Source organism: Acinetobacter sp. YH12120 (assembly GCF_013418795.1).
GTDB classification, from domain to species: Bacteria; Pseudomonadota; Gammaproteobacteria; order Pseudomonadales; family Moraxellaceae; genus Acinetobacter; species Acinetobacter towneri.
The window spans coordinates 80,599-102,449 of the sequence record NZ_VPBI01000006.1; the positions used below are offsets into that span (position 1 = coordinate 80,599).

Sequence of the window (21,851 nt, forward strand, 5' to 3'; positions counted from 1 at the left end):
ATGACTTGTAACTTATGACTTTGATGGTAATTGTGGATTCAGCCATGCAATAAACTGCGCTGCGATGGTAACCAACAATTGTTCTGCTTTTTGATTATTAGGATATTCCAATTGATCAAACACAAGTTGCCCATTCCTAAAGTGACAGCCCAAGGTCAATTGCTGCACATAATGTGGTGATGCCATGTGAAACGCCACATATTGTCCTTCACTCACGGCTTTGGCATAGCTCAGTGCCAAACAGTGTTTAAAGTTTTTCGATTCTTCAATAATACGGTCTAAATCGGTCAGTTCTTCAAAACACCAACCTGAAAAGTACAATATTTGCTGCGGGCTTTTCGCCTGCCATGTGCTACACGGAATTTCTTTTTTCAGTTTGGCAAATAGCTCTGCTTTATACACTTGTTGATGCCAATGTACCGCTTGATGAAACAACCCCAACCAACTCAAACTTTTTGGAATATGTGTATGCGCTACGAAATATTCCAGTAAATAGTCGCGCACATAACTGTCAAATACCGAAACACGTGTATTGTGTGCACGTAAATAAAAACGCTGCCGAAAATCATCAGGCTGAATCTGATAACGCTGCAATACCGTATAAAAGTCACGTTGCTGCTGACTATCAGACTGAATATAGTCCAACAAAGCTGTCGGTAAATCTTGGGTGATCTGCTGTAAATACAACATATAACTTTGCATGACACGACTTAAACGCCGAAATACATGCTTGACCAAATGCTCATCGTGTTGCGCCACGGTTTTCAGCAAAGTCATCCATTCATCCAAATACAAAATAGAAGGACTAATGGCAACCCGCGGATCATCCAACGATTGTTTTTCGCCATGCGGCATTAAACTGACATTATGCGCATGTGCGAACCACGCTTGCTGTGTCGCATATACATTACAGCTTTGAATGAACATACGTGCGGCTGAATATTGAAAATATTGCAAAGTTGCCAAAATAATCCGTGGATGTGCCTGACTACAATCGACAAAACTGAGCGCAGTCACTGCCACCCGCACACTGGTATGATGAATATTTAAACTAAGCCAATCCAACACTTGTGCAGACTGTTTAAACAGCCAATTCACCGCACGTGGATAATCAAATAACGGCAGTTTGGCGACTTTCTTTTGCCAAATTAAAGGGCAAGATTTTAAAAAATGCGGTTTCGCCAAAGCATCGGAACGCTGCCACACCTCACGGTGCATTAAACGCGCAAAACCCAATAAATGCCCATGTTCTTCGGCATGTCGATACAACAACCGAATATCATCCTGATGATCGATTAAATCCTGCAAATTAAATCGTTCAGGAAATGAAATACTTAAAATACGATGCATGGCTTTAGGTAAAAATTCTGCCGCACTAAAACAAAAATCATCATAACTTTGCATCAGTGCTTGCACTGGCAAAAAGGTTTCACCCTCTATAAATTCCAAAGCACACAGCATCGTTAAGTTAGTTAAAACATCTTCAGGAATGTGCTGCCCTTGCTGCACAAATTTGGTCAATACTGGTTGATACTGATCGTCTGCCTGCATTAATGCCTGATCTAAAATTTGTGCCTGCATTGCATCTAAATGCAATAACAATTGCTTAACCCGTGCTGCACCATCTACCCACAGGTAAACTTGCTGCAGAATCAATTGTCGCAATTGCTGCGCCTGATTACGCAAAAATAAAGAATGCTGCGGTTTTAAATCCCCAGTCAAAAAATGCAGATCATGTAAGAAAAAATCTTCAAACGCTTCTTGATGCAGCCCCGCAAACTCAAACTGCGTCTGAATTAAACTAGGGTTAGATTTAGGCGGATAAAATTCAAGACTAAACAGACCATTCAGCAATTCGACCCGATGCTGCAAAGGATCGATCCGAAACAAATTTTGTGCTGTAAAATGTCCAACCAAATCCATTTGATCTTGATAGATTTCTGCGGCCACACTGGAAATACGAACCAATTGCTGTGCAACGGCATGCAACTGGCTATGCTGGCAAATTGGCTGCATATACGCTCCTCATGCTTAAGTGCGGTCTATCTAAGTGTCATCTTATTTTTATTTGATTGCACCGACTAGACCCATCACGTGATACATCCCTATTTTTTGTTTTTTATTTCCATCTGCAAAAAGTGGACAATTCTTCAATCGAGCTTAAGCCACTTATTAATTGAATTACACCTGAAATTTATGTGAACGGTATCTACACCTTAAAATTAGAGATACAAAAACACTATAAACAAGATTTAAGCCCTTGCCTATAGCCTGCGCACAACTTCAGAAAAAATAAAAACCCATTAAAAAACAAATAAATTTCAATTGATTAGTTTGCATTATTTACTCAGAAAATAGGGTTGGTGTTTGGTAGGTAGGATTTCACCACAAAGCATTGAATACTCAAATCACGGTTCAACACCGCGATAACAACACATTATTCCAATACCCAATGCAAGAAGGAATCTGAGCATGGCTTTTAAAAATATTGCAGATCAAACCAACGGTTTTTATATTCCTTGTGTGTCTCTCTTCGGCCCTGGTTGTGCCAAAGAAATTGGCGTAAGAGCGCAAAATTTAGGTGCTAAAAAAGCCCTGATTGTGACAGATGAAGGACTGTTTAAATTTGGCGTAGCCGATACCATTGCAGGCTATCTCACCGAAGCAGGCGTTGCTAGCCATATCTTTGCAGGTGCTGAGCCAAACCCAACCGACATTAACGTACATAAAGGTGTCGATGCCTACAATGCCAATCAATGCGACTTTATTGTGTCTTTAGGTGGCGGTTCTTCACACGACTGTGCCAAAGGCATTGGCTTAGTTACCGCAGGTGGTGGGCATATTCGTGATTATGAAGGCATTGATAAAAGTACCGTGCCAATGACTCCACTAATTGCCATTAACACCACAGCAGGTACAGCATCGGAAATGACCCGTTTCTGTATCATTACCAATACCGACACGCACGTTAAAATGGCAATTGTCGATTGGCGCTGCACACCACTCATCGCCATTGATGATCCAAAACTCATGATTGCCAAACCTGCAGGTTTAACCGCAGCAACAGGCATGGATGCCTTAACCCATGCTGTAGAAGCCTACGTTTCAACTGCAGCCAATCCTATTACCGATGCCTGCGCTGAAAAAGCTATTCGTATGATTAGCCAGTGGCTTAGCCCTGCCGTGGCAAATGGTGAAAATATTGAAGCACGTGATGCCATGAGCTATGCGCAATATTTGGCTGGTATGGCATTTAATAATGCCTCATTGGGTTATGTGCATGCCATGGCGCATCAACTCGGTGGTTTCTACAACTTGCCGCACGGCGTCTGTAATGCAATTTTACTGCCGCATGTTTGCGAATTTAACCTGATTGCCTGCCCTGAGCGTTATGCAGATATTGCAGAATTGATGGGAGTCAATACTGACGGATTAACCACCACAGAAGCCGCCTATGCCGCAATTGATGCAATTCGTGAATTATCTAGCTCAATTGGTATTCCAACAGGTTTAGCAGAGTTAGGCGTGAAAGAAGATGACTTGGCGATTATGGCTGAAAATGCACAAAAAGATGCCTGCATGCTCACCAACCCACGTAAAGCCAATCATGCACAAGTGGTCGAAATTTTTAAAGCCGCGATGTAATTTGAATCTCCTGCTGAGTGAATCAAGATTTGCTCAGCATCTCCCATCCTTTTTTTCAATTTTCCTCTTTTGCTGTTTTATTTTTATCCTTCCCTTTGGCAGAACCATCTCAGATGCGTTCTGCTTTTTTTGCTGTTCAGAACAAAATGAACTCGCAGCATAAAACTAAAGCGATTTAGATGCAGAGGGTTTGCATAATTCAATTTGACAAATGCGCACAGCTCATCAAGGATATAGTCAAAATAAAATGGATGACGAACACCTTATGCTGTTAAGTAAAAAACAAAAAACAACACCAAGCTATCAACCCGATATTTTGGGTGCCGATTACCAACAAATGACGCTGGATTTTCCATCTGATTATGAAGGCAAAGTGATTGCTACCTTGGTACGCAAAAAAGCTGAACGGGAAACCCGTAAAGCCGTACTTTATATTCATGGTTTTATTGACTATTTCTTTCAAACTGAAATGGCAGACCAGTTTAATCAGTACGGCTACGACTTTTATGCCTTAGATTTGCGCAAATACGGGCGTTCGCATTTGTCACATCAGCATTGGTACAACGTGCGCAGCTTGTCTGAATATGATGCAGAAATTTCCGCTGCACTTGAGCAAATTGCCGCAGAAGAACATGACTCAGTGATTTTGGCGGGACATTCAACAGGTGGATTAATCACCACGTTATATGTAGCACATCATCCCAATCATCCACTGATTCGTGGTTTATGGTGTAACAGCCCTTTTTATGATTTCAATATGAGCGAAATTGAGAAAAAAGTCGGCATTCCTCGTCTAAGCCAATTAGGCAAATTACTGCCAGAAATGAAATTTCCAAGTCGCCTCAATCCATTTTATGTGCCAAGTCTACACAAGCAATATCATGGTGAATGGCTATTTAACTTGGAATGGAAAAAACCGCGCTATCCTAAAGTGCGATTAAGTTTTGTACGTGCAATTCATGAAGCACAAAAAGAAATTCATGCCAGTGTGCATTTGGGTGTACCAACCTTAATTATGCATGCGAGTCAAAGTAGTTATCCACGCCAATGGAATGAGATTGCGCAACGTACTGACGTAATTTTAGATGTTGCGGATATGCAAAAATATGGGCATCACATGCATGGTGATATTCAGCTTTGCCAAATTGAAGATGGCGTGCATGATTTGGTGCTTTCTGCGCCAGAAGTCCGTGCGGAAGTGTATCAGTCCTTGTTTGACTGGTTAAACCGCAAGGGGCTGTAAAAACTAAAAAAAACAGTAAGACTAAAGGACAGTGAAATGAAAGCCTAAAGACTTGATTCGTCATTTAGGCTTTGTATTTTAATAAAATTTGATGTGCAGGATGATGCTTTGGCATCAGTTCAATTAAACGCTCTACCGCATCAATCGCTTCAGGGCTATGCGCCAAATGTTTCAGCAATACATCGGTATCTTGTGCATTAAAAATGGCATCACTCAGGCGTGATTCTAAACAATCTCGCCATGCGCATAAAAATGGACTTTCAGTTTTCGCCAAAAATACCCCTGCACACGTTTGCAAGGCAGACTGCACATAACCTGCATCTAAAGCCTGCTCAGCTTGTAAAAAATCGGCTTCAATATGCGCCAAAACTCGGTAAGGACGCGAGCCGAGCATCCCCCCTAAAATATCGCGTAATTGCGACATTTCAGCTTTTAGCGTTCCCATGCTGACTTTACGCTCACCATATAGTGCTTGGTGTAAAGTGTCTAAACTCATGCCTTGTGGGCAAAGTGCCAAAATCACCAATATTTCAATTTGACGCGGTGTCATCACCACCACTTTGCCATTAAATAACACCTGTGGCACACGAAACGCGCGAATATAAAGCTGCTGTTTTTGCTGTTCCAGCAACGCATTTTGAATTAAAGAAGCACAGCGCTCTGCTGCCAACAAACCCAAACTGTTATGATTTTTCCAAGTGGTCGATAAATCAATCACGCCCAACACTTGTTTGGAATGTGGGTCTAAAATTGGTGCGGCATAACAAACCCAGTCATGTAACGATGACATATAATGTTCACTGGAAAACACACAACTGGCTTGCTGAGTTTTGAGTGACAAAGCCAAAGCATTGGTACCCACCAACTCTTCACGCCACTGTCCACCCTCTACAAAATGTACTCGTTCCGCCACATTACGCATTTGAGCGCTCGCTGCCGTCCAAATAATCGTACTGCCCACATCGCCCACGGCTGCCACCATGTCGGACTGCTGCGCGATATGTTTTAAATCTTCTGCGCAATTTTGCACAGCTCTCTGTAAAGCCGAACCGCCTTGCGGATGCGATAAACTGGAATTTAACGGAGCAGCCTGCCGATCTACAGGAATTTCTGCAATTTCAGAGCGTTGCCAAGAATTTAAAATACTCTGCTGAATTTGCTGCGCATGCAGCGGCGATAAACTACTGCTTTGTCTAAACCGTTCAATATGCAGTTTTTTTTCCAATAGATCTTGTTTTTTCATCATGACTGATTCTCACAATCCTGTGGGCATTACATCCATTGTACTGCTTACTTTTGTAAGGATTTGTTCGCTGCTTGTAAACCTGCAACTTTCCAACCTTTTTCCAACCTTATATTGGTATGCTAATCAAATAACGTACTAAAGTACCTTATACCTTAGCCGTAAATTTAACCTGATTTTAGACACAGGATTGTGATAAAAGGTAAAGATGACGGCAGATTATAAAAAACCATCAAAGGAAGAGAATTATGCGTTACGTAGATCCCAATCAACCCGGTTCAAAAGTTCAATTTAAAGCACAATACGAAAACTTTATTGGTGGCGAGTGGGTCGCCCCTGTAAAAGGCGAATACTTTGAAAATATCTCTCCTGTAGATGGCAAAGTATTTACCAAAGTCCCACGCTCATCGGCAGAAGACATTGAACTGGCTTTAGATGCAGCCCATAAAGCCAAAGCACAATGGAACAGCTCATCTCCAACCACACGCTCCAACATTCTGCTTAAAATTGCAGATCGTTTAGAACAAAATCTAGAATTATTGGCAGTGGCAGAAACATGGGATAATGGTAAGCCTGTTCGGGAAACATTGGCTGCCGACATTCCATTGGCGATTGACCATTTCCGTTATTTTGCAGGCTGTATTCGTGCCCAAGAAGGCGGAATTTCTGAAATTGATGAAGATACCATTGCCTATCACTTTCATGAGCCGTTGGGCGTTGTGGGGCAAATTATTCCATGGAACTTCCCAATTTTAATGGCAACATGGAAACTTGCACCTGCTTTGGCTGCGGGTAACTGTATTGTACTTAAACCTGCGGAGCAAACCCCTGCTAGTATTTTAGTTTTGGTCGAACTGATTCAAGATTTATTGCCAGCAGGCGTATTAAACGTAGTCAATGGTTACGGTGTAGAAGTGGGTCGCCCATTGGCAACCAATCCACGTATTGCCAAAATTGCATTCACAGGTTCAACCCAGGTCGGTCAATTGATCATGCAATACGCCACTGAAAACATCATTCCAGTGACTTTAGAGCTTGGTGGTAAATCTCCAAATATTTTCTTTGAAGATATTATGGCGCAAGATGACGACTACTTAGACAAAGCACTCGAAGGCTTTGCTATGTTTGCGCTGAATCAGGGTGAAATTTGTACTTGTCCATCACGTGCGCTCGTACAGGAAAGTATTGCTGACCGTTTCCTTGAAAAAGCCATTGAACGTGTTAAACGTATTAAAACAGGTCACCCGCTTGATACTGAAACGATGATTGGTGCGCAGGCATCGCAAGAACAACAAAACAAAATCTTGGGTTGTATTGCGACAGGTCGTGCCGAAGGTGCGCAAGTTTTAACAGGTGGCGGTGAACGTCATGAAGTTGGCAGTGGTTTCTATATTGAGCCGACAATTTTCAAAGGCACCAATGACATGAAAATTTTCCAAGAAGAAATTTTCGGCCCAGTGCTTTCTGTGACTACATTTAAAGACTTTGATGAAGCCATTAAAATTGCCAATGACACCATTTACGGTTTAGGTGCAGGTGTTTGGTCACGTTCTGCGCACACTTCTTACCGTGCAGGCCGTGCTATTCAGGCGGGTCGCGTTTGGACGAACTGTTACCACATCTACCCTGCGCATGCCGCTTTCGGTGGTTATAAAAAATCAGGTATTGGCCGTGAAAACCACAAGATGATGTTAGAACATTATCAACAAACCAAGAACTTGTTGGTGAGCTACTCAACTAAACCTGCTGGCTTCTTCTAAGTTGGTTAATTCAACCTTAACATGATGAATGAAAATGCGAACTTCGGTTCGCATTTTTTATGTTTTGGATATACGAATGGACAAAAAGTAAAATAAAAAAGCCATTCATCCAAACAGATTTTAAAGCCATAGACCTCAAGTTGCTGACATTAAAATCATGGATAAAAATCACAGACATAAAAAAGCACCATTTTTAAAATGATGCTTTTTGATCAAATCATTACTACTTATTTTTTAGCAGCTACAGACGCTTCTGTAGTGATGTTGACAGTAATTTTATCACCTACGTTTGGTACATAGCTTGCGATACCAAATGCAGAACGGTTGAATGATGTTGTTGCATTAAAACCAACAGTCGCTGCCTGAGTCATTGGGTGTGGACCTTGTTTGTTCAATACTGCGTCAAGTACCACTGGCTTAGTTACACCTTTAACTGTTAAATCACCTGTGATTTTAAAGTTTTTCTTGTCTTGAGTTTCAACTTTTGTACTTTTAAAAGTAATGGTTGGATATTTTGCTGCATCAAACCAATCTGCTGCCATTAAGTGCTCATCTAAAGCTTTTACGTTGGTGTTGATGCTACTTAATGGAATCGTCACATTCACAGATGAGTTAGCAGGTTTTTTCTCATCAATGTTGATAGTACCTTGAATGTCTGAGAAGTTACCTGATGGCGTAGAAAAACCGAAGTGATCCCAAGTAAATACAGTAGCAGTATGCGTTGGGTCAATTTGATAAGCCACTGGTTTAGCCATTGTCATTGTTGCTGCAGACGCGATAGCCAAACCTAAAGCAATTGATTTCATGTTCATATTGTTCATCTCTAAAAGTGTTGATACGTTTCAATGAGGTTTAGTTTATTGATTTTTGCTGCAAATACAGGATTAAAGATAAAACAGTATGTTGCATGACTGAAACGATAAATTTGTAAAAATATGCATGCGCGTTTTACATCGCTGTTGCAGGGCTGCGATATTGAATAAAACCTGTTCTTTTTGCGACACGATCATACAACTGCCGTGCCTGTAAATTATCTTCATGAGTCAGCTAATATACCCGATCACATTCACGCTGTTGCGCTGTTTGATTCACCTGCTGAATAAGCTGCTGAGCAATTCCCATCCCTCTGTACTCAGGCAAGGTATATAAATCTTGCAAATAGGCATAAGGTTTAAGCGTCCAACAACTGTCATGTTCAATTACATGCACAATTGCCACAACTTGAGTTTGATATACGGCAGCAAAACCATAAATATGCGTACTGTGTGGATTAATTAGTTTTGACCACGTATTTTGCGTAACCTCATCACTTAATTGCACCTGATAAAATTGCTGATAACCCTGCCAAAGTGGTTGCCATTGCTCAAATTGGATTTCACTTAACGCGACAATGTCGATGTGCTTAAATTGACGATCTAATATAGTTGCCTGCATGCTTTGATATTGCCTGATTATTTTTGCATCGAATCATTTTATTGATTATGCATCATTCATATTATGCTTAGGCTATTTTATAAACTATTTTTCAGCAATAAAAAAAGCTTTACCCTACGCATAGAATAAAGCTATTTTTGACGATACACCATTTAATGCACCGCATTCATCGCAATAGATTAAAGCTTCTCAATCAAAATACGATCAACTTGCTTTAAGCCTGATTGCTTTTCATGGTTCTTACGGCGAATTTTGATTTGCTGATCTTCAGCCAAATCCTGTAACAACAACTCTACCGCCACCATAGCTTCAAGTGGTAAATCTTGTCCAATCCACTTTTGCTCACCCGCATCCATTAAAGTGACTTCATCATTAATTTGCTCGTACAAACTCATTTCTCATCTCACTCAATTACACAGAGGTTTATTCACAAACCTGACTTACACTGACAAAATTTGTTGGATCATCACATCGAATACCAAACAAATATGCAAAAATAAAAGACGTCCCTTTACAGGAACGCCTTTAAAAACACTGGATTAAAAAATTAAGCTGTTAATTCTTTTACTGCAGCAACAACCGCTTCAGTGGTAATGCCAAAGTACTGATACAAGTCTTTTGCAGGTGCAGATTCACCATAAGTTGTCATACCAATAACTTTACCGTCTAAGCCGACAAACTTCCACCAGTAGTCTACATGCGCTGCTTCAACCGCAACACGTGCACGAATATGTGATGGCAATACCGCTTCACGATATGCTGCATCTTGCTTCACAAATTCTTCTGCACACGGCATAGACACAACACGTACACCTTCAAGCTGCGCGTATGCTTCCATTGCCAAGCCCACTTCTGAACCTGTTGCAATAATAATGGCTTTCAATTCACCTTTTTCTTCAGCCAAGACATAACCACCTTTTGCCACGTTCTCAATTTGCGCTTGAGTACGAGTTTGGAATGGCAAGTTTTGACGTGAGAAAATTAAAGCAGTTGGACCTTCGCTGCGTACTAATGCAGATTTCCAAGAAATAGCCGCTTCAACGGTATCTGCAGGACGCCATGTATTTAAGTTTGGCGTACCACGTAAAGATGCAATTTGTTCAATCGGTTGGTGTGTTGGACCATCTTCACCCAAACCAATCGAGTCGTGGGTATACACATGAATCACACGTTGCTTCATTAATGCAGACATACGCACGGCATTACGCGCATATTCCATAAACATTAAGAATGTTGCAACGTAAGGAATGAAACCACCGTGAAGTGCTACACCATTTGCAATAGCAGTCATACCAAACTCACGTACGCCATAATGCACGTAGTTCCCTGCTGCATTGTCCTGAACGCCTTGGCAACCCTTCCAAAGGGTTAAGTTTGAACCTGCCAAGTCTGCAGAACCACCCAATAATTCAGGCAATAATGGGCCAAATGCTTGCAAAGTATTTTGGCTGGCTTTACGCGTTGCAATAGTTTCAGCTTTAGCATTGGTTTCAGCAATAAACGCATCTGCCTGCGCGATGAATTCTGCAGGTAGTTCACCGCTTAAACGGCGTTTAAGTTCTGCAGCTTCCGTTGGATATTTTGCTGCATAGGCATCAAAAGTTGTATTCCATGCTGCTTCTGCTTCTGCACCTTTCGCTTTAGCATCCCAAGCGGCATATACATCTTTAGGAATAACAAATGCTTCATCTGTCCAGCCTAATGCTTGACGCGTCAAAGCGATTTCATCATGGCCTAATGGCGCACCGTGACAGTCTTCTTTACCTTGTTTGTTTGGCGAACCTAAACCAATAACAGTTTTACAAATAATAATAGTCGGTTTTTGCGTTTCAGCTTTTGCTTCAACCGTTGCAGCACAAATTGCATCGGCATCGTGACCATCAACTTTTAAGACTTGCCAGCCGTAAGATAAGAAACGTTGTTCGGTATCGTCAGAGAACCAGCCTTCTACTTCACCATCAATAGAAATGCCGTTGTCATCATAATAAACAACCAGCTTGCCTAAACCTAAAGTACCTGCCAATGAACATGCTTCGTGTGAAACACCTTCCATTAAGCAACCATCACCCAAGAAACAGTAAGTGAAATGGTCTACAACCTGAATATCTTCTTTATTAAATTGTGCAGCCAGTGTTTTTTCTGCTAAAGCAAAACCAACAGCATTGGCAATCCCCTGACCGAGTGGACCAGTGGTGGTTTCAATCCCTGGTGCATAACCCAATTCTGGGTGGCCAGGTGTTTTAGAGTGTAACTGACGGAACGCTTTTAAATCTTCGATTGAAAGATCATAACCTGTTAAATGCAACAACGCATATTGCAACATTGAACCATGACCATTAGACAATACAAAACGGTCGCGGTTTGCCCATTGTGGATTGGTTGGGTTGTGATTCAAAAATTCACGCCACACCACATCGGCAATATCTGCCATCCCCATCGGTGCACCTGGATGTCCTGAATTTGCTTTTTGCACAGCATCCATTGCCAATACACGAATTGCGTTTGCAATACGACGTTCATTAAGCGGGGTCGTCATAGGTCAGAGTCCACAAAAAATCGTTAAATAGAAGAAGATGAATAGAATTCAAAACAGCCGCTATTCTCTCAAAAAAACGCCTGAGGGGTAAAGCCTATGCAACAATATTTCCGCATTAATTCCCATTCAGGGTATTTTTCGTGCAAATTCAAAGACGTTTTCACGTTTATAACAACAAGAAAATAGCTAATTGCCGTGTTAAGCTCTATTCTTGGCAAAATTCTAAAGTATAGATATTTCAATTTATAGACGCAGGATGGAATTGTGATGTCGCTCTTGCAGCAACTCCAATCAAATGCCTAGCAACAAGTTAAAACACAACAGTATTCTGTAGAAATAATAGACAGATTTTAACACATCTTGAATTTTATTCACTTTTCACACAATAAATTGAATCACAGCCATCGTCCAAAATTTTAAAACAGCTTTTGAAAATGCAGCTTGATGCAGATAAAGTCAATTCAAAGTCTTTAAATTACCCATCTACAATATTGTTTTTAAAAATGATTCACCACTTAAAAACAAGGTGCTCCTTAGTTTAAAATTATGACAGCATACTTTAGCCAACATGAATATTTTTGAGTCACAATATAGTCATACCGATACTTTATCTATTTTTTAGCTAAAGATATGCGATAAAAAGTCATTGAATTGAAATAAATTCAGCCAATTTAGTCGTAATGCGCTAGTCCTAAAGTCTAACTCGATGTAACATATTGCGTCTTTTGAATTTAACTGTGATAGGACTTATGCGCGAGTACGCTGTATTTACCTCGGAATCTGTAAGCGAAGGCCATCCAGATAAAATGGCTGACCAAATCAGTGATGCCATTTTGGATGCAATCTTAAAAGAAGACCCTTATGCGCGGGTTGCTTGTGAAACGCTTGTAAAAACGGGTGCGGTTGTACTGGCAGGTGAAATCACAACAACTGCAAATGTCGATTTTGAAGCCGTTGTTCGTCAAACCGTAAATGGCATTGGTTACCATCATTCTGACTTAGGTTTTGATGGTTCAACCTGTGCGGTCATTAACATGATTGGTAAACAATCACCTGAAATTGCACAAGGTGTAGACCGTCAAAAGCCTGAAGATCAAGGCGCAGGTGACCAAGGTTTGATGTTTGGTTACGCCAGCCGTGAAACTGATGTATTAATGCCTGCCCCAATTTCTTACGCACACCGCTTAATGGAAAAGCAAGCTGAATTACGTCGCAGTGGTGCTTTGCCGTGGTTACGCCCAGATGCAAAAAGTCAGGTGACTTTTGCTTATGAAAATGGTGTGCCTGTACGTTTGGACGCGGTGGTGTTATCTACTCAGCATGATCCTGAAATTTCTCAAATTCAGCTTAAAGAAGCGGTAATTGAAGAAATTGTGAAAAAAGTGATTCCTGCAGAAATGTTCCATGCAGACACCAAATTCCACATCAACCCAACAGGTATGTTTGTGATTGGCGGTCCTGTAGGTGACTGCGGCTTAACAGGTCGTAAAATCATTGTCGATACTTACGGCGGCATGGCGCGTCATGGTGGTGGTGCATTCTCTGGTAAAGACCCATCTAAAGTTGACCGTTCTGCTGCTTACGCAGGCCGTTATGTTGCCAAAAATATTGTGGCAGCTGGCTTGGCAGACAAATGTGAAATTCAGGTGTCTTATGCTATTGGTGTTGCAGAGCCAACATCAATTTCAATCAACACCTTCAACACTGCAAAAGTGGCAGATGAGTTGATTATTGCTTTAGTACGTGAACACTTCGATTTACGTCCATACGGCATTACCAACATGTTGAACCTGTTACAACCGATGTATAAGCAAACTGCAGCCTATGGTCACTTTGGTCGTCAAGGTTCTGACACTGCATTTACATGGGAAAAAACCGACAAAGTTGAGGCGTTAAAAGCTTCTGCAGGTCTGTAATGTAAAACTTTTCAGTTTTATCAAGCTCACTTCGGTGGGCTTTTTTATGCCTAAAATTTAGCTGTCAAACCACAATATACAAAATACGAATATGTTATAGTGAATCATTCCTGAGATTTTTTAAATACTCATCTAAGATAATGATGTAGGAGTTTATTATGGCGGTTATTCTTCAAGTCGATTTCCCTTCTGAAGGCCCATTTGGCGAAAGCATGAGCCAAGCGTACCGTGAACTTGCAGAAAGCATTAACCTAGAAACTGGCATGCTTTGGAAAATTTGGACTGAGAACGGTCAAACACAGGAAGCAGGTGGAATCTATCTGTTTGATCATGCGGCCAATGCTGAACGCTATTTAAAAATGCACACTGCACGTTTAGAAAGTTTTGGCGTGAAGGATATTCGTGGCAAGATTTTTGAGGTGAATGCTGCACTGTCTGCAATCAACCAAGCTGACTTCTTAAGTCGCTAATCTTTTTAAATTGCTCATCCATATTGAAGAATAAAATGGTGAGTCTCTTCAATATTGAAAAAACAGTTGAATAAAATCCTGAGCCATTTAATGATTCAGGATTTTTTGAAATCTTGTATAGACGAAATAAGCGTTAAGCTTGGATGCAGCACTTATTGCGTACGAATCACCTCAAGCACCGATTGTTGCACGGGCACTTCTTGATGATCTTGCAAATAAACATGCACGACTTTAAACACAACGGCTGCTGCCAAGCATGCCAAAATACAGAATAACCAGAAACCATAAGGACTACGAATATTGTGTGAACCACAAGTACCACATTCTTTTTCTGATGATTCCACCACCCGATTGCAACATGCGCAACGATACTGATGATACAGCATAGGTATTCTCCTACTTCACTGTAATTCTTGTTTTTATTGTTACACCATCTACCCTGATGCAGTGTAATTTTGTTTAAGCAACTGTGACACTTTGTAGCTTACACCCTTTGGATGATTGAGCAGACACAATCGCTTGTGAATTAGAATGTCAAAGTTCTGCTATTCGCGCAAATCGTATTTTTGAATAAACAGTCACTTTATCCATCTAAAATAGGTATGCCATGCTAAAATTCTGCATGCTCGATTACTTGAAGTTTAGACTCAAGCTTGGCTTTCAGCACATATTTTTTTATTACACGGAGTAAAGTTAAAGTGGTGCAACTCATTAAAAAAGGTGGCTTGCGAGAACGTGCCAACCGTAGTCGTAAATACCAAGGTTCGGAAAATACCGAAGCAACTTTGCAATCAAACCGTACTTATCAGCCCAATCATTTAGATAAAACTGAAAACACGACTGCAACCGAAATACTGAATGAAAAATCGTCAAACTTGGCTTTGGACAACATCAAATCATCTAACTAATTGGCATCAAAACCTATGTTTTAAAACATACGCAGTGCATCTAACCACAACCACACAGCAAATAATAAAAATAATCCGCCCGAGACCATATCAATATAACTGCCTGAACGCTGATATAACTTTTTCATTTTTGGTGTCGAAAGTAGCAACATAAATAATGTAAATGTCACAAAAGTTTGGATTGGAATAATCACTGCCAATTGGGCTTTTAAAGATGCACTTGCCGATGAACTCAGCGCCAAAGCAAATACGCTGCTAAAATAAATTAAGGTTTTCGGATTAGATAAATTGGTGAATAGACCCAATAAAAAGTAGTTTTTTGCGGCTGGAATTTGCACTTGAGTATCATCAAACTGTTTACGCTGCTGCCAACTATGCCAACCACCCGACAACATACCCCATCCCATTTTGGCAAGAAATAAACCGCCAATCAGCATTAAGACTTGCTGAATCCAAGGAAACTGCTGCACCAAAACCGTAAAACCCAATAGGGTCAGCACTACCCACACCACAATCCCCGATGAAATGCCCGCAATAATCTGCAAGGTATTACGACGGGTATTGCTGGCTGCACTTTTGGCAATTAATAAAACATCTGGGCCTGGGCTAAGCTGTGCCACAAAATGCAGCGAACAAATGGTGAATAACAAAGACATAAATACATTAGGAGAATTGAAAGTCCGATTATACCTTGTGCAGCAAGAGAATAAATAAGGCTTTAAAATAGGCCTCTCAATATTTGAATATTTACCCAAAAACACACATAAAAAAAACCGAATCAGCACGATTCGGTTTGATATCAAGCATCACCTATATTATTTAGGTGGATTGACATCTTTCATTTCAATTTTTTTCGCATCGGGGGTAATTTCACGTGCTTCACCATCAATAATACTGGAATCACGACCACCACCCTGCTGATTTTGCATGTCTTGCATTTGGCGCATTAAATCTGCAAACGGGTTTTGACCTGCTCCGCCCATGCCATTCATATCGCCCATCATGCCACCCATCATTTGATCCATCATGGCTTGCTGACGTTTCATCATGGCTTTCATCATTGCCGCTTTAAAGGCATTTTGTACGGCAGGAATCATCACCAGCAATGCCAAAACATCGCTAATTAATCCTGGAATCATCAATAAAAAACCCGCAAAAATTTTAGGTAAATTATTGCTCAGCGCAAGATCGGCACTCATCTGCCCCATTTGCATTTGCTGCATTTGTGGCATCACGCCTGCAGAATATTTACGAATCAGGTTCAAACCAATGAAGAAAGCAGCGACAAACCAAAAGAACACGTACCACATGCTCCCCACTAGGTCGCCCACACCAATCCAGACGAAGACTTCAAGAACTAAGCCAATTAGAACAATAAGAAATAATTTCATGAAAATTAATCTAATCTCAACAAAATAAATAAAATGCAGTAACCAAGTGCTTCATCGGGATCAAGCTTTTTTGATTCGCTGTTGTTTCAATATGGGCATTATTGTATTTTTAAAGGTTAAGTCTGTCATTAATATTTTCATCATCACCCAATAACAGACTTAATACGTCTATATATTTAAACGATAAAGATAAAAATATGCGGCATAAGCCAATAATAACCACAACGCAATAAAAACTGATGCTGCAATATAACTGCTCGGTTTTTGACTGATCGCATCGGCTTGTAAGCGACAACGCTGCATTACTTCAGCAGGTACTAAACGCAATACCAACATGATGCCCAATGGCACTAAAATCAGGTCATCTAAATAACCCAAAACAGGTATAAAGTCTGGAATTAAATCAATGGGAGAAATGGCATAAGCAGCGACCAACAATGCCAAAAGCTTTGCCATAAACGGCGTTTCAGGATCACGTGCGACAAACCAAACCGCATAAACATTTCGTTTAATTTGCTTCGCCCACTGTTTTAGCCTATCAATCCACTTCATTGCCACTCTCATTTGCTACCGTATATAAAATATACACCTCAAAACTTAAAATAAAATGAAGTCCAAAATTGAAAATGTGGCGTGGGATACATTCCAATGGTTTAAACAGCAGCTTACTGACCGAATGTTTTGAAATTACTCCACACAAAAGAGATTTAAACTCCTATAATTCAACTTGATGTAATTTTTTAAGGCTTGGCATGTCACTTATTATTGGAATCGACCCTGGTTCTCGTCTAACGGGCTACGGCATTATTGAACGTGATGGCGCTAAATTACGTTTTGTAGATGCAGGAACCATTCGCACCGAAACCAGTGAAATGCCCGAACGCTTAAAACGGATTTTTGCAGGGATTGAACGGATTGTGAAATTTCACGGCCCGACTGAAGCAGCAGTTGAACAAGTGTTTATGGCGCAAAACCCAGACTCTGCCTTAAAATTGGGACAGGCTCGCGGGGCAGCGATTGCCGCTTTGGTAAATTTAGATTTACAAGTGGCGGAATATACCGCTCGTCAAATTAAACAATCTGTCGTGGGTTATGGCGCTGCCGATAAAGAACAAGTACAAATGATGGTCATGAAATTATTAAATCTATCCATCAAACCACAACAAGATGCTGCCGATGCTTTGGCTGCTGCAATTTGCCATGCTCATGCATCGGGCAGTATGACCAAATTGGCTGTGCTCAATGCCTTGGGTGGTATGGCACGCGGACGTAGTCGTTCAAGCTCCAGACGTCGCTAAATCAGCATCGCCATCGCTTATATTTTACCGATTCACAACCTGATAAATCGCTTGGCTCATGTGCTGTGCCTGTAAACCGCGCATGCCCTGCTGTGCCAATACATCCCCCGCCAAGGCATGTAACATGACAATTTCATGCAATTGAATTTTATGATGAAACTGGGCTTTTAAACTGGCAATCATGCCTGCCAACACATCGCCCATACCACCTGTACCCATACCAGGATTGCCTGCGGTACAAATCCACAATGAACTTGCTTGCGGTTCTGTAGATGCAGCTTGCAAAGTCAAACTACCTGAACCTTTTAACACCCAATCGCCTGCATAGCGTTGCTGCAATTGCTGAATCGCGGCAATACGGTCTGCTTCAATGGCTGCAACCGTAGTATTCAGTAAGGTCGCAGCCTCACCTGAATGTGGTGTGGCATAACTGTTCGGTTTTAGTTGGGCTGGATGATGCGATGAATGCGCTTGTTTCGCCAAAAACCACAAGGCATCGGCATCGTAAACTACTTCTACCTCGGACTGATTTAGTGCGGCAAACCAGTCTGCATAATGCTGTTCTGCCCAAGCATCTCGTCCTAGTCCCATCCCTAAACTCACGGCATCGACCTGTGAAATTAAGTGCTGAATTTCTGCGCCTGTCAGTGCGTCTATATCCCGCAACATTAAATTCGGCGCACGGCTTAATATCGCCACATGATGTTTGGCATGACAGACCACAGTCACTTTCCCTGCACCTGCGCTTGATGCGGCTTCTGCAGCCATCATCACCGCACCACCCATTTGCGCATGTCCGCCCACAATCAACACATGCCCATAACTGCCTTTGTGTCCAAAAGCCTGCCGTGCGGGTAATTGAATCAAATGTGGTGTGAGTTGGGCCAACGCTTTGAGTTCTGCATCGGCTGGAATCAAATCCAGCACATCGACCAGTCCAGTATATTCTTGTGCCTGCCCTGTAAATAACCCTGCTTTCAAACCCAAAGCTGTAAAGGTGTAATCGGCTTTAATTGCACATGGCAATGGCTGCCCCGTGTTGGCATTTAAACCGCTTGGAATATCAACCGCAATTTTTAAACCCGCTTGTTGATTCATTGCGTGAATAAGCGACTGCCACTCATCATTTAAAGGACGATCTAAACCAATACCAAATAATGCATCAATATAGCAGTCATAACTTTGTTGAAATGCAAAACCTTGAATTATATTGACTTGTTCTGTCTGAGCTTCTAAAAAAGCCTGATGTAAATCTGCCGATGAACCGCGTGTTGCGGCATAAATATCGACTTGAAAACCTGCTTGTTTTAAATATTTTGCAGTTAAATAGCCATCGCCTGCGTTATTGCCTTGTCCACAACACACAGCAATTTTTTGTATTGTAGATGGCTGTTTTGCAAAAATTTTGCGAATTTGTAAATGCAGTGTCCACGCCACTTGCTGCATTAAACCGTAAGAACTATTTTGACGGGCAAACCAGCGCTGCTCCCACGCTTGAATACTTTGACTATGATAAACAGGGCTATGGTACACTTGCTGCGGCATTTTCTTCCCTTCTATTTTGTTATGGCAACATCCACCACTTCAGCACATATTTCTCTGCATCAAGACGATCCAGCCGCCTTGAAAGCGTGGATTAAAGCTCAAGCTTTGGCGCTTGGTTTTGCTGATTGTGTCATTGCCAAACCAGATGCTCAAGCAGAATTAGCACGTTTTCAGGAATATTTAAAACGTGGCTATCATGGCGATATGAAGTTTCTAGAAGAAAATTTAGACAAGCGCGCTAATCCCACACTGTTAGTCCCGAATACAAAAAGTATTATTTGTGTGCGGATGAATTATTTGGTGGAAACACCACGTCCACGACACATTCCCGATGCACCTAACTCTGCAATTATTGCCCGTTATGCACGTGGGCGCGATTATCACAAAGTCATGCGCGGACGCCTAAAAACTCTTGCCACCCGTATTCGTGAAAAAGTGGGGAATTTTGAATCACGCCCCTTTGCGGACTCAGCCCCGATTTTTGAAAAGTCACTGGCAGAAAGTGCTGGTATGGGTTGGACAGGTAAACATACCTTACTGATTCATAAAAAATCTGGATCTTTTTTTGTATTGGGCGAGTTGTTTACTTCACTAGATTTGCCTTTTGATCCGCCTGCAACCTCGCATTGCGGTTCTTGCACAGCCTGCATCGACATTTGTCCAACGCAGGCCATTGTTGAACCTTATATGTTGGATGCGCGTAAATGTATTGCTTATTTGACCATTGAATATCAGGGTATCATTCCTGAAGAATTACGTCGTGGTATTGGTAATCGGGTGTTTGGTTGTGATGATTGCCAACTGATTTGTCCGTGGAATAGCTTTGCACAAGTCACTACGGTGGATGATTTTCATCCTCGACATGCCTTAGATCAGATCAGCTTGCTAGATTTATGGCAATGGGATGAAAGCACGTTTTTAGCCAAAACTGAAGGTAGTCCATTGCGTCGTACAGGCTATCAAAGTTTTATGCGTAATATTGCAATCGGGCTTGGAAATGCCCCATTTTCAGCACAGATTTTGCAAACTTTGCAGCAAACGCGAGCACAGCATGATGAGATTGTGCAAATCCATATTGATTGGGCCATTCAGGAACAATTGCTTAAACAGCCTAAAATTTAAACAAAAACTACCACCCAAATGGTACGATATTTTGGCTGCAGGTTACTTGCCAATTTATGCAGTTAACTGAATTTTAGTGACCAATTCATTGCAAAAATAATAATCCATAAAATTTAATTTTGCAGCGAAATATCAGAAAAATTGCTCAAGTTTGCAACTAAATAGACTGCATGATTTTAATTCTATTCTGTCGAATATTTGCCACGAAATTGGGAGATTATGCCTTTCTGATTCAAACTATTTGTGTATGATACAGACTATGAATAATAGGGATGATGGACTTTTACTTATGTCAGTACGCAATGATTGGACTCGAGAAGAAATTCAGCAGTTATATGAACAACCTTTTCTGGATTTAGTCTTTGAAGCACAGCGTGTGCATCGCCAACATTTTGCTGCCAATACCGTACAAGTCAGTACCTTATTGTCTATTAAAACAGGCAAATGCCCTGAGGACTGCAAATATTGCTCGCAATCTGCGCATTATGATTCACAGCTTGAAGCTGAAAAACGTATTGCAGTGGATAAAGTCATTCAGGAAGCCAAAGAAGCTTTAGCATCAGGTTCTTCACGTTTTTGTATGGGCGCTGCTTGGCGTAATCCGCATGAACGTGATATGCCGTATGTTTTAGAAATGGTGCGTGAAGTCAAAGCTCTAGGCTTAGAAACTTGCATGACTTTAGGGATGTTGAATCAATCTCAGGCAGAACGCTTAAAAGATGCAGGTTTGGATTATTACAACCACAACCTAGACACATCGCGTGAATATTATCCGAATGTCATTAGTACTCGTAGCTTTGATGACCGCTTAAATACTTTGGATATTGTGCGTCAAACAGGTATGAAAGTGTGTAGTGGCGGTATTGTCGGTTTAGGTGAAGATACCCAAGACCGTATTGGTTTGTTACATGAATTGGCGACTTTACCGTTACACCCTGAATCTGTGCCAATCAATATGTTAGTTCCGATTGAAGGTACACCACTGGCTGAAGTCGAAAAGCTAGATGTGATTGAATGGATTCGTACTATTGCAGTTGCACGTATTATCATGCCAAACAGCTATATTCGTTTGTCTGCAGGGCGTGAATCGTTGTCTGATTCAGATCAGGCATTGGCATTTATGGCAGGTGCGAACTCGTTATTCTCAGGTGAAAAACTTTTAACTACACCAAACGCAGGCGAAGGCAAAGACAAACAATTGTTCCAAAAGTTAGGCTTAGTGCCTGAACGTGCTAAACCAACGGTTTCTGAATTGTCGGTAGATGCGATGGCAATGGCTTAAAATTTTAGCACCCATCCAAATGTACAAAGTCCCTAAAAGGGACTTTATTTTTTATGCA

General features: G+C 41.2%; 19 protein-coding genes and 1 pseudogene. 9 read left to right on the top strand and 11 right to left on the bottom strand.

The features are described 5' to 3' along the window. Positions 1-12 precede the first annotated feature (12 nt). Complete coding sequence (locus FTU58_RS06155) at positions 13-2,016, bottom strand: hypothetical protein (RefSeq protein ID WP_180062210.1); 2,004 nt, start codon at positions 2,014-2,016, stop codon at positions 13-15. Between the two features lie 456 nt (positions 2,017-2,472). Between FTU58_RS06155 and FTU58_RS06160 the strand changes: the two genes are divergently transcribed. Both FTU58_RS06160 and FTU58_RS06165 read left to right on the top strand, forming a co-directional pair. Further along, positions 2,473-3,645 carry an iron-containing alcohol dehydrogenase gene (locus FTU58_RS06160; RefSeq protein ID WP_004976867.1) on the top strand — a complete coding sequence of 391 codons (1,173 nt, stop codon included), beginning with the start codon at positions 2,473-2,475 and terminating at the stop codon, positions 3,643-3,645. A 247-nt stretch (positions 3,646-3,892) separates the two neighbouring features. Continuing rightward, positions 3,893-4,888: an alpha/beta hydrolase gene (locus FTU58_RS06165; RefSeq protein WP_180062211.1), complete on the top strand. Its 996-nt coding sequence runs from the start codon at positions 3,893-3,895 to the stop codon at positions 4,886-4,888. Positions 4,889-4,952: 64 nt separating this feature from the next. Here the strand turns inward: FTU58_RS06165 and FTU58_RS06170 are convergent, their stop codons facing one another. Beyond that, on the bottom strand, positions 4,953-6,134 hold the full coding sequence (locus FTU58_RS06170) for a hypothetical protein (RefSeq protein ID WP_004976871.1): 1,182 nt from the start codon (positions 6,132-6,134) through the stop codon (positions 4,953-4,955). Between the two features lie 245 nt (positions 6,135-6,379). Here FTU58_RS06170 and FTU58_RS06175 point away from each other — a divergent pair, with 245 nt between their 5' ends. Next, on the top strand, positions 6,380-7,891 hold the full coding sequence (locus tag FTU58_RS06175; protein WP_004976873.1) for an aldehyde dehydrogenase family protein: 1,512 nt from the start codon (positions 6,380-6,382) through the stop codon (positions 7,889-7,891). 227 nt (positions 7,892-8,118) lie between these two features. Here the strand turns inward: FTU58_RS06175 and FTU58_RS06180 are convergent, their stop codons facing one another. The 4 genes and pseudogenes from FTU58_RS06180 to tkt all read right to left on the bottom strand — a co-directional run bounded on the left by FTU58_RS06180 (position 8,119) and on the right by tkt (position 11,861). After that, positions 8,119-8,703 (bottom strand): YceI family protein, encoded by a 585-nt coding sequence (locus tag FTU58_RS06180; RefSeq protein WP_004976875.1) that lies wholly within the window; start codon positions 8,701-8,703, stop codon positions 8,119-8,121. A 136-nt stretch (positions 8,704-8,839) separates the two neighbouring features. Continuing rightward, positions 8,840-9,325: pseudogene (locus FTU58_RS06185) on the bottom strand (GNAT family N-acetyltransferase). A gap of 179 nt (positions 9,326-9,504) precedes the next feature. Further along, positions 9,505-9,720: a hypothetical protein gene (locus FTU58_RS06190; RefSeq protein ID WP_004976879.1), complete on the bottom strand. Its 216-nt coding sequence runs from the start codon at positions 9,718-9,720 to the stop codon at positions 9,505-9,507. Between the two features lie 152 nt (positions 9,721-9,872). Next, positions 9,873-11,861 (bottom strand): transketolase, encoded by a 1,989-nt coding sequence (gene tkt / locus FTU58_RS06195; RefSeq protein WP_180062212.1) that lies wholly within the window; start codon positions 11,859-11,861, stop codon positions 9,873-9,875. A 749-nt stretch (positions 11,862-12,610) separates the two neighbouring features. On the opposite strand from tkt, the gene metK reads away from it, so the two are divergent. Next, positions 12,611-13,777, top strand: coding sequence for a methionine adenosyltransferase (metK, locus tag FTU58_RS06200; protein WP_004976883.1), 1,167 nt, complete (start codon positions 12,611-12,613; stop codon positions 13,775-13,777). A 158-nt stretch (positions 13,778-13,935) separates the two neighbouring features. Next, positions 13,936-14,247, top strand: coding sequence for a monooxygenase (locus tag FTU58_RS06205; protein ID WP_096901196.1), 312 nt, complete (start codon positions 13,936-13,938; stop codon positions 14,245-14,247). Positions 14,248-14,399: 152 nt separating this feature from the next. On the opposite strand, the gene FTU58_RS06210 is transcribed toward FTU58_RS06205, so the two are convergent. Further along, complete coding sequence (locus tag FTU58_RS06210) at positions 14,400-14,630, bottom strand: hypothetical protein (protein WP_372238839.1); 231 nt, start codon at positions 14,628-14,630, stop codon at positions 14,400-14,402. A 315-nt stretch (positions 14,631-14,945) separates the two neighbouring features. On the opposite strand from FTU58_RS06210, the gene FTU58_RS06215 reads away from it, so the two are divergent. Further along, positions 14,946-15,155, top strand: coding sequence for a hypothetical protein (locus FTU58_RS06215; RefSeq protein WP_154320816.1), 210 nt, complete (start codon positions 14,946-14,948; stop codon positions 15,153-15,155). A 20-nt stretch (positions 15,156-15,175) separates the two neighbouring features. On the opposite strand, the gene FTU58_RS06220 is transcribed toward FTU58_RS06215, so the two are convergent. The 3 genes from FTU58_RS06220 to FTU58_RS06230 all read right to left on the bottom strand — a co-directional run bounded on the left by FTU58_RS06220 (position 15,176) and on the right by FTU58_RS06230 (position 17,098). Next, complete coding sequence (locus FTU58_RS06220; protein WP_004976890.1) at positions 15,176-15,811, bottom strand: LysE family transporter; 636 nt, start codon at positions 15,809-15,811, stop codon at positions 15,176-15,178. A 159-nt stretch (positions 15,812-15,970) separates the two neighbouring features. Continuing rightward, positions 15,971-16,546 carry an FxsA family protein gene (locus FTU58_RS06225; protein ID WP_179988713.1) on the bottom strand — a complete coding sequence of 192 codons (576 nt, stop codon included), beginning with the start codon at positions 16,544-16,546 and terminating at the stop codon, positions 15,971-15,973. Between the two features lie 168 nt (positions 16,547-16,714). Continuing rightward, entirely contained in the window at positions 16,715-17,098 is a 384-nt protein-coding gene (locus FTU58_RS06230) for a YkvA family protein (RefSeq protein ID WP_178318391.1), read from the bottom strand. Between the two features lie 200 nt (positions 17,099-17,298). On the opposite strand from FTU58_RS06230, the gene ruvC reads away from it, so the two are divergent. Beyond that, on the top strand, positions 17,299-17,844 hold the full coding sequence (ruvC, locus tag FTU58_RS06235) for a crossover junction endodeoxyribonuclease RuvC (RefSeq protein ID WP_004976895.1): 546 nt from the start codon (positions 17,299-17,301) through the stop codon (positions 17,842-17,844). 24 nt (positions 17,845-17,868) lie between these two features. On the opposite strand, the gene FTU58_RS06240 is transcribed toward ruvC, so the two are convergent. Then, positions 17,869-19,389 (bottom strand): NAD(P)H-hydrate dehydratase, encoded by a 1,521-nt coding sequence (locus FTU58_RS06240; protein ID WP_104851865.1) that lies wholly within the window; start codon positions 19,387-19,389, stop codon positions 17,869-17,871. A 21-nt stretch (positions 19,390-19,410) separates the two neighbouring features. Here FTU58_RS06240 and queG point away from each other — a divergent pair, with 21 nt between their 5' ends. Both queG and bioB read left to right on the top strand, forming a co-directional pair. Beyond that, positions 19,411-20,511 carry a tRNA epoxyqueuosine(34) reductase QueG gene (queG, locus tag FTU58_RS06245; protein WP_218945028.1) on the top strand — a complete coding sequence of 367 codons (1,101 nt, stop codon included), beginning with the start codon at positions 19,411-19,413 and terminating at the stop codon, positions 20,509-20,511. A gap of 289 nt (positions 20,512-20,800) precedes the next feature. Further along, positions 20,801-21,793, top strand: a complete 993-nt coding sequence (gene bioB, locus FTU58_RS06250) for a biotin synthase BioB (protein WP_104851863.1) — start codon at positions 20,801-20,803, stop codon at positions 21,791-21,793. Positions 21,794-21,851 lie beyond the last annotated feature (58 nt).

Excerpts from the sequence above, each read along its gene's own strand:
- FTU58_RS06155 (WP_180062210.1), bottom strand. The coding sequence starts at position 2,016 with ATGCAGCCAATTTGCCAGCATAGCCAGTTGCATGCCGTTGCACAGCAA.
- FTU58_RS06160 (WP_004976867.1), top strand. The coding sequence starts at position 2,473 with ATGGCTTTTAAAAATATTGCAGATCAAACCAACGGTTTTTATATTCCT.
- FTU58_RS06165 (WP_180062211.1), top strand. The coding sequence starts at position 3,893 with ATGGATGACGAACACCTTATGCTGTTAAGTAAAAAACAAAAAACAACA.
- FTU58_RS06170 (WP_004976871.1), bottom strand. The coding sequence starts at position 6,134 with ATGATGAAAAAACAAGATCTATTGGAAAAAAAACTGCATATTGAACGG.
- FTU58_RS06175 (WP_004976873.1), top strand. The coding sequence starts at position 6,380 with ATGCGTTACGTAGATCCCAATCAACCCGGTTCAAAAGTTCAATTTAAA.
- FTU58_RS06180 (WP_004976875.1), bottom strand. The coding sequence starts at position 8,703 with ATGAACATGAAATCAATTGCTTTAGGTTTGGCTATCGCGTCTGCAGCA.
- FTU58_RS06190 (WP_004976879.1), bottom strand. The coding sequence starts at position 9,720 with ATGAGTTTGTACGAGCAAATTAATGATGAAGTCACTTTAATGGATGCG.
- tkt (WP_180062212.1), bottom strand. The coding sequence starts at position 11,861 with ATGACGACCCCGCTTAATGAACGTCGTATTGCAAACGCAATTCGTGTA.
- metK (WP_004976883.1), top strand. The coding sequence starts at position 12,611 with ATGCGCGAGTACGCTGTATTTACCTCGGAATCTGTAAGCGAAGGCCAT.
- FTU58_RS06205 (WP_096901196.1), top strand. The coding sequence starts at position 13,936 with ATGGCGGTTATTCTTCAAGTCGATTTCCCTTCTGAAGGCCCATTTGGC.
- FTU58_RS06220 (WP_004976890.1), bottom strand. The coding sequence starts at position 15,811 with ATGTCTTTGTTATTCACCATTTGTTCGCTGCATTTTGTGGCACAGCTT.
- FTU58_RS06225 (WP_179988713.1), bottom strand. The coding sequence starts at position 16,546 with ATGAAATTATTTCTTATTGTTCTAATTGGCTTAGTTCTTGAAGTCTTC.
- FTU58_RS06230 (WP_178318391.1), bottom strand. The coding sequence starts at position 17,098 with ATGAAGTGGATTGATAGGCTAAAACAGTGGGCGAAGCAAATTAAACGA.
- ruvC (WP_004976895.1), top strand. The coding sequence starts at position 17,299 with ATGTCACTTATTATTGGAATCGACCCTGGTTCTCGTCTAACGGGCTAC.
- FTU58_RS06240 (WP_104851865.1), bottom strand. The coding sequence starts at position 19,389 with ATGCCGCAGCAAGTGTACCATAGCCCTGTTTATCATAGTCAAAGTATT.
- queG (WP_218945028.1), top strand. The coding sequence starts at position 19,411 with ATGGCAACATCCACCACTTCAGCACATATTTCTCTGCATCAAGACGAT.
- bioB (WP_104851863.1), top strand. The coding sequence starts at position 20,801 with ATGTCAGTACGCAATGATTGGACTCGAGAAGAAATTCAGCAGTTATAT.